The following is a 13945-nucleotide window of genomic DNA, read 5'->3' on the forward strand; positions in this document are numbered from 1 at the left end:
AGCCTGATGGGACTCGAACTTGCACTGACCCTGCTGGCACTGGGCGCATCGCTTTGGATGCGGCCTTGGCGCATGCTGGCTGCGGGCTCCGCATTACTCACCCCGATGCTGGCCAGCGTCGTACTTCTGCCCTGGCTGTGGGCCTTGCCCAACTTGCACCACATGCCGCTGCAACTTCATTGGTCGGGGGCACCGCTGGTCACGTTGATGCTTGGCTGGCCCCTGGCTGTATTGACCTTAACCGCCATTGGGGCGATCACCACCGTGATTTCCAGCACCAGTGCAGAAGCCGCCTTGGGTTTGGTGGTATGGCAAGGCCTGGTCCCGGCCACCTTCACCTTGCTGCTAGGCGCCGCACTGCGGCGATGGGTCAGTCACCATCCGTTTGTTTACGTGTTGGGACGTGGTTTTTTAGGTGCTGTGCTGTGCATTTTTTTATCCAGTGTGCTGGCTCAATCCCTGGGACATGAAGTGCCCTACGTCAGCAGCAGCTTGTCCATGATTGGACTGTGGCTCATGGCCTGGGGTGACGCGTTCATCACTGGCATGGTCTGCGCCATCTTCCTCGCCTATCGCCCGCAATGGTTGGCCACTTGGTCAGACCAGATGTACCTCAAGGTTTAACTTTTACCCTGCCAACACATGTCTTACGAATTCGCCCCCGATTTGGTTCTCCAAGGTTTCACCCCGCCATTGCGCTTGCAGGACTTCAAGCTCATTGCGTTCGACATGGACTCGACCCTCATCAACATCGAATGCATTGATGAAGTCGCCGATGCAGCCGGCCGCAAAGCCGAAGTAGCCGCCATCACCGAAGCCGCCATGCGCGGCGAAATTACAGACTTCAAAGAAAGCCTGCGTCGCCGCGTCACCCTGCTCAAAGGGGTTCCTCAACAGGCCCTGGGGGAGGTGTACGAAAAGCGTCTGCGTGTGAACGCTGGTGCCAAAACATTGATCGACACCTGCAAAGCACACGGAATGAAAGTGCTGTTGGTCAGCGGCGGCTTCACCTTTTTTGCAGAGCGTGTGTGCGGCTTGCTGAACATCGACTACTCGCGCAGCAACGTGCTCGAAATCATCGACGGTCACCTCACGGGTCGCATGATTGATCAACCCTGGGGTGACATCTGTGACGGCGCTGAGAAACGCAAGATGATGTTGGAGACCTGCGCTCAGCTGGGCATCAGCCCCCAACAAGCCATCGCCATGGGCGACGGTGCCAATGATCTGTTGATGATGGGCGCAGCCGGTTTGTCCGTGGCCTACCACGCCAAGCCCAGAGTACGAGAGCAAGCCATGGTGGCCATCAATGCCGGTGGCTTGGACCGCTTGCTTGAGGTATTGAAGGCTTAAGCCATTGCCCGCAGACAGCCACCGGTGATCAACGCAAGGCTTGGTAAATCGTTTGTGCCAGCTCGGCCGAGATGCCATCCACCGACATCAAGTCTTGCACGCTGGCATCGGCCACGCCACGCGCGCCACCAAACCGTTGCAATAACTTGGCGCGTTTCTTAGGGCCAATCCCTGCAATTTCCTCCAGCTTGCTGCCTCCCACACGCACCTTGGCACGTGCAGCGCGCATGCCCGTGATGGCAAAGCGGTGCGCCTCATCGCGCACCTGGGCCACCAGCATCAAGGCCGCCGAGTCACGGCCCAAATACACCTTTTCACGGCCATCGGCAAACACCAACTCTTCCAGGCCCACCTTGCGGCCTTCGCCTTTTTCCACCCCCACGATGCGCGACAAGTCCAAACCCAGCGACTCAAACACCTCGCGCGCCATCGACACCTGGCCTTTGCCGCCATCGATCAGCACCAAGTCAGGCAACTTGCCCTCACCTGCACGCACCGCCTCGGCCAATTTGCTGTAACGACGCGTCAGCACTTGGCGCATGGCCGCGTAATCGTCTCCTGGCGTGATGCCCTCAATGTTGTATCGGCGGTATTCGCTGCTTTGCATCTTGTGGTGATGAAACACCACACATGACGCCTGGGTGGATTCACCCGCCGTGTGCGAAACATCAAAACACTCCATGCGAAAGCTGTCGATGTCTTCGGGGGCCAAATCCAGCGCGTCCACCAAGGCACGCGTGCGTGCCTGTTGCGACCCTTCCTCGGCCAGCAACCGCGCCAATTGAATGTCGGCATTTTGTTGCGCCATCTCCAGCCACACGCGACGCTGCTCACGTGGGTTATGCACCGCCGCTATCTTGACCCCCGTCTGCTCAATCAACGCATGGATCAGCTCCTTGTCGACCGCATGGCTGGTGATCAGCGCGGGAGGCACCGGCACCTCCAGGTAATGCTGACTCAAGAACGCCTCTAACACCTCCACTGGCTCGGCATCGTCCACATGCACCGGAAAATAAGGCCGGTCGCCCAAGTGCCGACCGCCACGCACCATCGCCAAGTTCACGCAGGCCTTGCCGCCCTGCACCTTGACGGCCAGGATGTCCACATCCTGATCGCCCACCGTGTCCATCGCTTGGCTGTGCAGCACCTTGGACAAGGCGCTCATTTGATTGCGCAACTCAGCCGCTTGCTCAAACTCCAGCCGCTCGGCATGTGCCATCATGCGCTGCTCAATCGAGGTCATCACCTCTTGCGTCTGACCTCGCAGCAAACGCATGGCACTGTCCACATCGCGTTGGTAGTCGGCCACAGAAATATGTCCCACGCACGGCGCCGAGCAACGTTTGATTTGAAACAGCAAACAGGGTCGGGTGCGGTTGCTGAACACGGTGTCCTCACAGGTGCGCAGACGAAATACTTTTTGTAGCAACTGAATCGCTTCACGCACCGCCCACACGCTGGGGTAAGGCCCGAAGTAGTCGTGCCGTTTATCCACCGCCCCGCGGTAATACACCACGCGCGGCACTTGCGTCGCGCTCGGCGTGGCAGCGCCCGCCGCTGCCACGTCATCCTTTGCCTTGACGGACAAGGAACGTGTGAGTTTGAGATAGGGGTAACTCTTGTCATCACGAAACAAGATGTTGTACTTGGGCTTGAGTGACTTGATCAGGTTGTTTTCAAGCAGCAACGCCTCTGCTTCTGAGCGCACCACCGTGGTCTCCAGACGCACAATCTTGCTCACCATGTGCCCGATGCGGGTGCCGCCATGGTCTTTTTGAAAATAACTCGCCACCCGCTTCTTCAGGCTGATGGCCTTGCCCACATACAACACTTGATCTTGCGAATCGAAGTAGCGGTACACGCCTGGCAACGCAGGCAGGGCCGCCACTTGTTGCAACAACTCAGGCGAATGGCGGGAAACGGGTTCTTCTTGCATCCCCGTATTGTGGACAATCCCCTGCGTGAAACAAACCACATGGACTTGGGATATTTTTTGCCGCGTCATCGACAACCACGGTGACTTGGGTGTGTGCTGGCGGCTGTGCGCCGATCTCGCTGCGCGCGGCCATCACGTGCGCCTGTGGGTCGACGATGCGTCGGCCCTGTCCTGGATGGCCCCCTCTGGCTGCGCTGGCGTTGAAGTCCATCCCTGGGCCGCAGCCGAACAGACCACCGAGGTCGGTCATGTGGTCATTGAAGCCTTTGGCTGTCATTTGCCCGAAGCGGTCGAATGCGCCATTGCCAAACAGCCGCGCACGGTATGGGTCAACCTCGAATACCTCAGCGCCGAAGACTATGTCCGCCGCTCTCACGGCTTGCCGTCCCCCGTGATGCAAGGCCCCGCGCGCGGTGCCACCAAATGGTTTTTTTACCCTGGTTTTACAGCCGATACAGGGGGATTGCTGCGCGAGCCTGATTTGGACTCACGGCAGCAAAAATTTGACACACACGCCTGGCGTACGGTCCGACGTGGACAGCACCCCTTACACGTGCAAGAACGCTGGATGTCGCTGTTTTGCTATGAACCCCATGGCTTGCCGGCGCTGCTGCATGCCCTGAGCTGCGCCCCCCAGCCTACGTACTTGTGCGTCACAGCGGGTCGTGCACAAGCGGCGGCTGCGCAGGCCTGCCAAACGCTGGCTTGGCCGACACAAGGCACAGGACATTTGCACATCATCCCCTTGCCTTACATGGGTCAGACCGAATTTGACCAGTTGCTCTGGGCCTGTGACCTGAACTTTGTGCGAGGTGAAGACTCTCTGGTTCGCGCCCTTTGGGCAGGCAAGCCCTTGGTTTGGCACATCTACCCACAAGATGATTTGGCCCACCACGACAAACTGCGTGCTTTCTACCAAAGAACAAACATGCCACACAGCCTGCGCCAAGTTCATGAGGTCTGGAACCACGTAACCCCATTAGCCCCCCTCAACTGGCCCAGCGCGCTGCCCCCCGATTGGTTGACTTGGAGCCAAGCGTGTCGCGATCAATTGCGAAAACAAACCGATTTATGTACCCAGTTGATCGGCTGGGTATCGCAGCGTCGGAGGCGACTTTGAAACCCGCTAAAATAAGAGGCTTAGTTCGCCCTGCTCAGCTTGAGTTGCTTGTGGGCCCTATTTCACTCATCAACCCTACACACTATGAAAACCGCTCAAGAAATCCGCGCTGGCAACGTCATCATGCACGGCAAAGACCCCATGGTTGTCCTGCGCACCGAATACCAACGTGGCGGCCGTGGCTCATCCACCGTTCGCATGAAGCTCAAGAGCCTGATCGCCAACTTCGGCACCGAAGTCGTGTTCAGGGCCGACGACAAGATGGACCAAGTCATCTTGGACAAAAAAGAGTGCACTTACACCTACTTCGCTGATCCCATGTATGTCTGCATGGACACCGAGTTCAACCAGTACGAAGTCGAAGCCAGCAACATGGGCGACGCCCTGAACTACCTCGAAGACGGCATGTCACTCGAAGTGGTGTTCTACGACGAAAAAGCTATTTCCGTTGAACTGCCCACCACCGTGGTGCGTGAGATCACCTGGACAGAGCCTGCCGTCAAAGGCGACACTTCTGGCAAGGTGCTCAAGCCTGCCAAGATCTCCACGGGCTTTGAAATCGGTGTGCCAATCTTTGTGGCGCAAGGCGACAAGGTCGAAATCGATACCCGCACGGGCGAATACCGCAAACGCGTCTAAACCTATCGTGTGTTCTTTGAGAAAGGCTCCTTCGGGAGCCTTTTTCACGTCGGCATGCCGGTAACATGTGTGCATGGATGGAATGCTTGACCCTCACGACAGACGCTTGGCCGAGGCCTGGGAAATTCTCAAGGCGCAACACGAAGGTGCCGATGCGCTGGTCCCCGAATCGAACCGACTGGCCTTTGCCGACCCCGAGTTTTTGCTGCGCCGAGAGACGCGTGGCATTCGCTTTCAACTCGAAATGCTCAAGCCAGACCTGGCACAGCAGGCCTTGGGCATCGAGCACACGGTGGTGGTGTTTGGCAGTGCCCGATTCCGCAGCGCAGAAGTCGCAGCCCAGCAATTGACCTTGGCACAACAAGAAGGTTCGCCCGAGGCCTTGGCACGCGCCCACACCTTGGTGCGCAATGCCCATTTCTATGAACAAGCGCGTGCGCTGGGTAAAACCATCACTCAACACACCTTGACGCAAACCAATGGCAACAAGATGTTCATCTGCACGGGCGGTGGTCCAGGCATCATGGAGGCTGCCAACCGTGGTGCCCATGAAGCGGGCGGCATCAGCGTGGGGCTCAACATCGCCCTGCCCCATGAGCAAACGCCCAACCCCTACATCACGCCGGGCTTGAGCTTCAAGTTCCATTACTTTGCTTTGCGCAAAATGCATTTCATGATGCGCGCCAAAGCCTTGGTGGCCTTTCCAGGTGGTTTCGGCACATTGGACGAGCTGTTTGAAACGCTCACGCTGATTCAATGCAAAAAAGCCAAGCCTGTGCCAATTGTGTTGTTCGGCACGGACTACTGGAAGCGCCTGTTCAACCCACAGGTGTTGGTCGAAGAAGGCGCAGTATCCGCCGAAGATTTGGATCTGTTCAAGTACGTCGACAGCGTGGAGGACGCATGGCACGTCATCCGTGCTTTTTACCAATTCTGAGCAGATAAGCGCTGCGTGACCCCAGCCCCACCACGGCTGAAACACACCAGAAAACGCCGCCAATACCCACCACAGCCCCTGCGGCACCAAACACAATGGGCATGACCACACTGGATGCGTTGATGCCCATCAAACGCAAGCCAATCGCTTCACCATGGCGCGACTCGGGTGTGATTTGGTGCAAGGTGCTCATCACCATGGGTTGCACCGAACCCAACGAAAAACCCAACAGAACCGAACAACAGCCCATGCTCAAGGCGGTGTTCATGAACGGGTACAGCGCCAAGAATACCGACGTGATCAACATTGCCCCGGTCAGCACCTGCCACTCGTGCAGGCGAGCGACTAAAAATGGCAAGCCAATGCGAATCAACGCAGCAGCAATCGCAAAGGCTCCCAAGATCGAGCCAATGGCCGACGCACTCAAACCCCGCTCGTGCCCCATGATCGGCACCACAAAGGTATGCACGTCCCAGCAAGCCGACAAAAACCAGTTCACCAACATCAGGCGGCGAAACATGGGGGCATTCAACAAGTCCCAGGCTCTGTTTTTTTCATGTCCTTCGGGCTTGACGAAAGTGGGCAATTCACGGGTTTGACGCACCCAGGCCCAAGTCAACAGGGGCAACACAGCCATCGCGCCATACGCCCATTGAAACCCAGCATGGTCAATCAACAAACCCGCAGTGAAAGGACCAATAAAGTTAGAAATGGCGGGGCCAATGGCCAGCCAACTGAAGGCCTGCTTGAGTTGAGTCAGGTCTTGTGCCGCTCGCCCAACGTGACGCTGCAAGGCGATAACCGCAGCGCCCGTCGCACCGCCCGTCAACAGCGCACTCACGCACAGGACAGGAAATATGGGCCAGATCGCAGCGATGCCCGCGCCCACAAAAGAGGTCAACACACTCCACATCACAGGTCGTTTCAAGCCATGCCGATCGGCATAGCGCCCTGCTGGCAAGGCCAAGAAAACTTGGGTCAGGGCAAACAAGGCCAGCAACACCCCCACGGCAGCCTCGCTTTGTCCGCTGCGCAAGGCCATCAAAGGGGCCGCCATGCGCATGCCTGTCATGCAAGCATGCAAACAAACCTGTCCAGCAATCAACTTGGCGAGTTCGCGTTTCACGCAGCGTCCGTATCGTCTGGCTCGTCCAACCTGGGCAGCAGCGCTTGTGCTTCACCCTCAGGCAAGGCCTCGACATTTTTCAGCGCACGGCGCATTTGTCGGCTACGGGTATCGGCACGGTCCAAGGTATCGGCAGCCTTTTGCACTTGCTCGCGCACCTTCTCCACCCAATCGCCATAGCGTTCGAATTCGGTTTTGACCGCCCCCAAAACCTTCCACACTTCCGAGGCTTGCTGTTCCAAAGCCAAGGTGCGAAAGCCCATGTGCAAGCTGTTGAGCATGGCCAACAAGGTCGTGGGGCCCGCCAACGTGACACGGTAATCGCGCTGCAAACTGTCCATCAAGCCCGGGCGGCGCAGCACCTCGGCGTACAGACCTTCGACGGGTAAAAACAAAATGGCGAAATCAGTGGTGTGCGGTGGCGCCAAATAACTCTCGGCAATGCTTTTGGCTTCGCCACGGATACGCGCTTCCAAGGCCTTTGCCGCAAGCTCGGCCGCCACGGCATCGGCGCGGTCATGAGCGTCCAGCAGGCGTTCGTAATCATCGCGTGGGAACTTGGCATCAATCGGCAACCACACCGGCTCCCCGTCATGGCCACCTCGACCTGGAAAGCGAATCGCAAAATCCACCCGCTGGTTGCTGCGAGGCTTGGTTTCGACTTGCTTGGCGTATTGCTCCACCGTGAGCACCTGTTCTAACAAGGCCTCTAGTTGCACCTCGCCAAACATGCCGCGCGTTTTGACGTTGGTCAGCACGCGCTGCAAACTGCCCACACCGTCGGCCAACTTTTGCATTTGGCCCAAACCGTTGTGCACCTGTTCCAGACGCTCAGCCACTTGTTTGAAGCTCTCGGACAAGCGCTTTTCCAGTGTGGTCTGCAACTTCTCGTCCACGGTGCGACGCATTTCGTCCAACTTTTCGGCGTTGCTGCGTTGCAGCTGTTGCAGTTGCTGGTTCAAGGTGTCGCTGATGGACTTTTGCATCAAGGTCAATTGCTGCACTTGGCTTTGCTGAAACGTGGCCAAGCTTTGGGTCAACTCTTGGCGTCCACCCCGTGATGACTCACTGATGTCATGACGCAACTCGCGCTCCATACGCTCCAGTTTGTCTTGCATGTTCTGCAAACTGAGCACCCATGCAGTCTGAGCATCCGAGCTACTCGACCCCGAACGTCGCAACAAAACCAGCAACAACACAGCGTTCAAGACGCCAAGCGCCAGTCCCCATCCAAGCTCAAAATTCATGACAGCGTGTTCAAGGGCGTCAAGGCCTTGCCTTGTGTGAAGTAAGAGATCAGATTGTCTGCAGCCAAGTTCGCCATCGCGAAGCGGGTTTGAATCGAGGAGCTGGCGATGTGCGGTGTCAACACCACATTGGGCACCGTCAACAAATCAGGATGCACCTTGGGTTCGCCTTCAAACACATCCAGACCAGCCGCTGCAATTTGACGCTCACGCAAAGCCACGGCCAAGGCCGCATCATCCACAATGCCGCCACGCGCAATATTCACCAGGGTGGCTGTGGGCTTCATCTGCGCCAGTTCTGCCGCACCAATGGTGTGGTGCGAAGCCGCCGAATAAGGCACCACCAACACCACATGGTCAGCCGTGCGCAGCAACTCTTCCTTGCTCACATAGGTGGCTTTGCATTCCGTCTCTAGCTCTGACGACAGGCGTGAACGGTTGTGATAGATGACCTTCATGCCAAAGCCATGTGCACCCCGGCGTGCAATGGCTTGACCAATGCGACCCATGCCCAAAATACCCATCGTGCTGCCATGCACCTCAGCACCAGCAAACATGTCATAACGCCATTGTTTCCATTCACCACGGCGCAAATAATGTTCGCTCTCGGTCATGCGACGTGCAGTGGCCATCAGCAACGCGAACCCGAAATCGGCTGTGGTCTCGGTCAACACATCAGGCGTGTTAGAGGCCAATACGCCACGCGCGGTCATGGTGGGCACGTCAAAGTTGTTGAATCCCACCGCCATGTTGGCGCACATCTTGAGGTTGGGGCAAGCAGACAGCACCTCGGCATCCACGGGGTCAGAGCCGGTGGTGAAAGCACCCGCGTGTTGTGCCAACGCTGCCGTCCAAGTCGCCTTGGTCCATGGATGGTCTGCTTGGTTGTCGGTCACGTCAAAGTGGTCTGACAGACGCTGTATGACGCTTTCAAAAATAGGACGGGCGACGATGATTTTGGGTTTCATAAACAGCTTTCAATTAATGAGTGAGTGTGTATTGAGCGATGTAGAACACAGCGCCAGAAAAGTAACCGAGCAAAGCAAGCGCACTGATTTTTTTGACGTACCAAACAAAATCTATTTTCTCCAGCCCCATTGCAGCGACACCTGCCGCGGAGCCAATGATCAGAATAGACCCGCCAGTGCCTGCGCAATAGGCCAAGAACTCCCATAAGAAGCTATCTGCGGGGTATTGCGTCAGGCTGTACATGCCCATCGACGCTGCGACCAATGGCACGTTGTCCACAATGGCACTCACCACGCCAATGATCATCACGATCACATCTTGGCGTCCTACTGTTTCATCAAGCCAGGTTGCCAAACTCGACAGAACATGTGTGTGCTCTAAAACAGCAACCGACAACAAAATCCCGACAAAGAAAACAATCGATGACATGTCGATGCGCGTGAGCGCGTGGGTGAGCGACAAATTTGCCTTGTCCTCATCGTCCTTTTTACGGTGCACCAAATCACCGACCAGCCACAAAACACCCAGGCCAAACAACACCCCCATGAATGGCGGTAAATGTGTCCATGTTTTAAACGCAGGCACGGCCACCAAAATCCCTAAGCCCAAAAAGAACATCAGGTTTCGCTCAAACGCCGTGGTGACGTACGAGGACTGGTCGGCCTGAGAAGCTGCGGGTGCAACAACCGGTTGACCTTTGAGCCAAAAACCCGTCACCAACAAAGGCACCAGCAAATTCACCAGTGACGGCAAAAACAACCCTTTGATGATTTCCAACGCAGTGATTTGCCCACCAATCCACAACATGGTTGTCGTCACATCACCAATGGGTGACCAAGCACCACCAGCATTGGCTGCAATCACAATGATGCCGGCAAAGAACAACCGATCCTCACGTTGGTCAAGCAACTTCTTCATCAAAGAGACCATCACAATGGTCGTGGTCAAGTTGTCCAAAATTGCGCTGAGGAAAAAAGACACAAAACCAACCAACCACATCAAAGCAGAAAGCTGGGTGGTTTTGATTCGCGATGTGATGACTTCAAAACCATTGTGTGCGTCAACCACTTCAACGATGGCCATCGCGCCCATCAGGAAAAACACAATTTGAGCCGCACTGATGAGCGACTCGTTCAAGTGCTCTCCCACCTTGTGTGCATCGCCAGTGCTGACCGCATAAATCGTCCACAACAAACCCGCACCAACCAAGGCTGAGGCTGATTTGTTGATCTTGAGAGGGTGCTCAAACGCAATCGCGGCATAAGCCAGCACAAAAATAACAACCAGTGCAGTCAACATACGTGTTTGTTTTAGACCGGCTGCGCAATGTCAAACACCTGGCGTAAATAAGCCAAGTATTTTTCATCCTCACACATGTTTTTCGAAGGGGTATCCGACAATTTGGCCACCGGCTGACCGTTGCACTTGACCATCTTGATGACAATTTGTAACGGCTCGTAACCCAGGTCGTTGGTCAAGTTGGTGCCAATACCAAACGCCAACTGACAACGACCTCGAAACTGCTGGTACAGCGCAATGATGCGCTCCACCGTCAGACCATCGCTGAAGATCAAGGTCTTGGTCATGGGGTCTACCCGGTTGTTTCGGTAGTGCGCAATCATGCGTTCGCCCCAAGTGAACGGATCGCCACTGTCGTGGCGGGCGCCATCGAACAACTTGCAAAAGTACATGTCGAAATCGCGCAGGAATGGCTCAATGCCGTACACATCGCTGAGCGCAATGCCCAAGTCGCCGCGGTACTCACGGGCCCAAGTTTCAAAACCAAACACCTGACTGTCACGCAACCGTGGCCCCAACGCTTGGCAGGCTTGCAAATACTCATGGGCCATCGTGCCCAAGGGCGTGAGGTTGAGCTTCATGGCAAACAGGGCGTTGCTGGTACCTGCCAGCTGACCTTGCGGCCCGGTCCCCAACTTGGCACTGAGCACTCGCAACAACTCTTCGTGCCAGGCCTTCGAAAAACGTCGCCGTGTTCCGTAGTCGGCGATCTTCAAATCACTCAAACGCTCCGCGTGCAAGGCTTCAATTTTTTGATCCAGGCGTTTGCGTCCCTCCAAAAAGTCAGGCACTTTCTGGGTGTTGCGAAAGTACACTTCGTTGACGATGGCCAGCACAGGAATTTCAAACAAGATGGTGTGTAGCCATGGGCCCTGGATGCTGATGTCAATCTCCCCATTGGGTAGGGCGGTGACTTGGATGTACTTTTCGTTCAGGCGAAACAGTCCCAAAAAATCGACAAAGTCGCTCTTGATAAAGCGCAAGGTGCGTAACCAAGCCAGCTCGGCATCTTGAAAATGCAAGCTGCACAACGAGCGAATTTCGTCTCGAATTTCCTGCACATACGGGGCCAGTTGTACGCCGGGGTTGCGACACTTGAACTTGTAAGAGACCTGCGCGCTGGGGAACTGATGCAACACCGCTTGCATCATGGTGAACTTGTACAAATCGGTGTCAAGCAGGCTCGTGATGATCATGACGTTCAATCCACCCAACGTGTAAATTCTTCTACCGGCACTCGCGGCGTGACCAAGGTGTTGACCTTGTCACTCTCATCGGCCCACCCCAAGGACATGCCACAGACCATGCGCTCTCCTTCGCCTGCACCGATGTGCGGCAAGATGATGCTGTGAAACGCATTCCAAGCTGCCTGCGGGCAGGTGTGCAAACCACGTGCACGTGCCGCCACCATGATGTTTTGCAAAAACATACCGAAGTCCAACAACGAGCCGCGCCCCATCACCGGGTCCATCGTGAACATCAAGCCAACAGGCGCATCAAAGAAGCGGAAATTGCGCTGCTGCTGTTGGTGCATCTTGTCTTTGTCGGCCTTGCCAATCCCCAACAAGCCATACAAGCTCCACCCGTTTTCACGGCGGCGGTCAATGTAGGGGCTGACCCACTGCGTCGGGTAGTAGTCGTACTGCTCTTGGTAATCCTTGGCCAACTCGGGGTTGGTGCGCATGGCCTCATGGGCCGCGCACACCTTGTCCACCAAGCTGTCGCGACTGGACCCTTGCAACACATACACCTTCCAAGGCTGGGTGTTGGTGCCAGATGGCGCGCGGCTAGCCACCTGCAACACCTCGGCAATTAACTCGCGGGGCAGAGGCTGCTGAGTAAAGGCACGCACCGACATGCGCGAGGTGATGGCATGGTCGACGGCAGCCACATCGTGAGAAGTTGACGTTGCATTCATACAAGTTGCTCCAAAACTGTTTTTAAATTCATCGGTAAAGCTGTCACAGGACGCCGCGTTTCTTTGCTCACATACACATGCACAAAGTGGCCACGTGCTGCACACAAGTCTTCCCCTTGGGCAAACAAGCCCACTTCGTAACGCACGCTAGACGCCCCCATGCGTGCGACCCGAATGCCCGCCTCCACCACCTGCGGAAAAGCCAGTGGCGCAAAGTAGTTGCACTGGGTTTCGACCACCAAGCCAATCGTCTCGCCTTGATGAATATCCAACGCACCTTGCTCTATGAGATGCGCATTCACCGCCGTGTCAAACCAGCTGTAGTACACAACGTTGTTGACATGCCCATACACATCGTTGTCCATCCAGCGTGTGTCAATGCGCCGAAAGGCCTTGAACGCGCTGCGCGGCTCAGGCTGAATGCGAACTTGGGAGGTGTGTGTCATCTGGGCAGATTTTGCCAGCCCCGCCAGTACGCTTGGGCGACACGGTAGGTATTGACTTGCACCTGAACTGTGTCTTCGATGGCGTTGCCATAACCGCCCGCCATGGCAAAGGCCAAGGGCACACGGCGTTGAAACGCCCAGTCAAAGACACGTCGATCACGCGCTTCCAAACCATCAAAACTCAACTTCAAACGGCCCAGCCTGTCACCTTCGTGTGGATCGGCACCGGCGAGGTAAATCACCAACCCTGGATCAAACTGCGTCTCCAGCGTACTCATGGCTTGATCCAAAGCCTCCAGGTAAGCGTCGTCACCGCAGCCATCGGGCAACTCCACATCCAAGTTGCTCATCTCTTTGGCGAACGGAAAATTGCGTGCGCCATGCAGAGACAGCGTGAACACATGGGGGTCATTGGCAAAAATATGCGCCGTGCCATTGCCCTGGTGCACATCCAAATCAATGATCGCCACCTTCAACGGCTGCACATGCTGGCGTGCCCATTCAGCTTGCATCAAGCGCGCGGCCACAGCGGCGTCGTTGAACACACAAAAACCACTGCCACGCTCAGCATAGGCATGGTGTGTGCCCCCTGCCAAATTGGCCGCAACCCCTTCTGCGCCGAACAAACAGGCACGTGCGGCCATCACGGTGGCGCCGGCCGAGCGACGCGAGCGTTCCACCATCGCAGGTGTCCAGGGAAATCCAATCTCGCGCTGTGCAGCGTCGCTGAGGGTGCCTGCAATCACCGACTGGATATAAGCCGGGGAATGCACCAACGCCAACTCCCCATTGCTGGCGGGTTCAGCTGGGTTCAACACAATGTCTGGCAACTCCACGGCCAAGCGCTCACGCAGCAACGCGTACTTGGCCATTGGGAAGCGGTGGCCGGGTGGCAAGGGCAACACAAACTGGTCGGAATAAAAAGCACGCATCAAAAGCCTGACACCAACAAAGA

Annotated in this window: 14 protein-coding genes; 5 read left to right on the top strand and 9 right to left on the bottom strand. The window is 56.4% G+C overall.

The window, feature by feature from the left end; translation table 11 throughout:
* Positions 1-6 precede the first annotated feature (6 nt).
* Both B9Z39_RS06975 and serB read left to right on the top strand, forming a co-directional pair.
* Positions 7-624, top strand: coding sequence for a hypothetical protein (locus B9Z39_RS06975; protein ID WP_108301151.1), 618 nt, complete (start codon positions 7-9; stop codon positions 622-624).
* An 18-nt stretch (positions 625-642) separates the two neighbouring features.
* On the top strand, positions 643-1353 hold the full coding sequence (serB, locus tag B9Z39_RS06980) for a phosphoserine phosphatase SerB (protein ID WP_108301152.1): 711 nt from the start codon (positions 643-645) through the stop codon (positions 1351-1353).
* Between the two features lie 28 nt (positions 1354-1381).
* Here serB and uvrC read toward each other — a convergent pair whose 3' ends face one another.
* Positions 1382-3289, bottom strand: coding sequence for an excinuclease ABC subunit UvrC (gene uvrC / locus B9Z39_RS06985; protein ID WP_108301153.1), 1908 nt, complete (start codon positions 3287-3289; stop codon positions 1382-1384).
* A gap of 25 nt (positions 3290-3314) precedes the next feature.
* On the opposite strand from uvrC, the gene earP reads away from it, so the two are divergent.
* The 3 genes from earP (at position 3315) to B9Z39_RS07000 (ending at position 5985) form a co-directional block, all read left to right on the top strand.
* Positions 3315-4409 (top strand): elongation factor P maturation arginine rhamnosyltransferase EarP, encoded by a 1095-nt coding sequence (gene earP, locus B9Z39_RS06990; RefSeq protein WP_199221177.1) that lies wholly within the window; start codon positions 3315-3317, stop codon positions 4407-4409.
* Positions 4410-4493: 84 nt separating this feature from the next.
* Positions 4494-5048: an elongation factor P gene (gene efp / locus B9Z39_RS06995; RefSeq protein WP_100146793.1), complete on the top strand. Its 555-nt coding sequence runs from the start codon at positions 4494-4496 to the stop codon at positions 5046-5048.
* A 73-nt stretch (positions 5049-5121) separates the two neighbouring features.
* On the top strand, positions 5122-5985 hold the full coding sequence (locus B9Z39_RS07000; RefSeq protein WP_108301155.1) for a TIGR00730 family Rossman fold protein: 864 nt from the start codon (positions 5122-5124) through the stop codon (positions 5983-5985).
* Here the strand turns inward: B9Z39_RS07000 and B9Z39_RS07005 are convergent.
* The 8 genes from B9Z39_RS07005 to B9Z39_RS07040 are packed head-to-tail and all read right to left on the bottom strand — an operon-like array spanning position 5960 to position 13922.
* A complete protein-coding gene (locus B9Z39_RS07005) occupies positions 5960-7111 on the bottom strand; it encodes an MFS transporter (RefSeq protein ID WP_100146795.1) in 1152 nt (383 codons plus the stop codon). The genes B9Z39_RS07000 and B9Z39_RS07005 overlap by 26 nt on opposite strands.
* Entirely contained in the window at positions 7108-8358 is a 1251-nt protein-coding gene (locus B9Z39_RS07010) for a DNA recombination protein RmuC (protein WP_108301156.1), read from the bottom strand. Before B9Z39_RS07010 ends, B9Z39_RS07005 begins: the two co-directional genes overlap by 4 nt.
* The gene (locus B9Z39_RS07015; RefSeq protein ID WP_108301157.1) at positions 8355-9326 is read right to left on the bottom strand and encodes a D-glycerate dehydrogenase; all 972 of its coding nucleotides are present in this window, start codon (positions 9324-9326) and stop codon (positions 8355-8357) included. The genes B9Z39_RS07010 and B9Z39_RS07015 overlap by 4 nt, the downstream gene beginning before the upstream one ends.
* 13 nt (positions 9327-9339) lie before the next feature.
* Positions 9340-10626: a sodium:proton antiporter NhaD gene (gene nhaD / locus B9Z39_RS07020; protein WP_108301158.1), complete on the bottom strand. Its 1287-nt coding sequence runs from the start codon at positions 10624-10626 to the stop codon at positions 9340-9342.
* Positions 10627-10637: 11 nt separating this feature from the next.
* Positions 10638-11822 carry a nicotinate phosphoribosyltransferase gene (pncB, locus tag B9Z39_RS07025; protein WP_100146891.1) on the bottom strand — a complete coding sequence of 395 codons (1185 nt, stop codon included), beginning with the start codon at positions 11820-11822 and terminating at the stop codon, positions 10638-10640.
* Between the two features lie 5 nt (positions 11823-11827).
* Positions 11828-12544 (bottom strand): nitroreductase, encoded by a 717-nt coding sequence (locus tag B9Z39_RS07030; RefSeq protein WP_108301159.1) that lies wholly within the window; start codon positions 12542-12544, stop codon positions 11828-11830.
* Positions 12541-12990: a thioesterase family protein gene (locus B9Z39_RS07035; RefSeq protein ID WP_100146800.1), complete on the bottom strand. Its 450-nt coding sequence runs from the start codon at positions 12988-12990 to the stop codon at positions 12541-12543. The genes B9Z39_RS07030 and B9Z39_RS07035 overlap by 4 nt, the downstream gene beginning before the upstream one ends.
* Positions 12987-13922 carry a histone deacetylase gene (locus B9Z39_RS07040; protein ID WP_108301240.1) on the bottom strand — a complete coding sequence of 312 codons (936 nt, stop codon included), beginning with the start codon at positions 13920-13922 and terminating at the stop codon, positions 12987-12989. Before B9Z39_RS07040 ends, B9Z39_RS07035 begins: the two co-directional genes overlap by 4 nt.
* Positions 13923-13945: the final 23 nt, after the last annotated feature.

The organism is Limnohabitans sp. JirII-29 (genome assembly GCF_003063395.1).
Taxonomy (GTDB): Bacteria; Pseudomonadota; Gammaproteobacteria; order Burkholderiales; family Burkholderiaceae_C; genus Limnohabitans.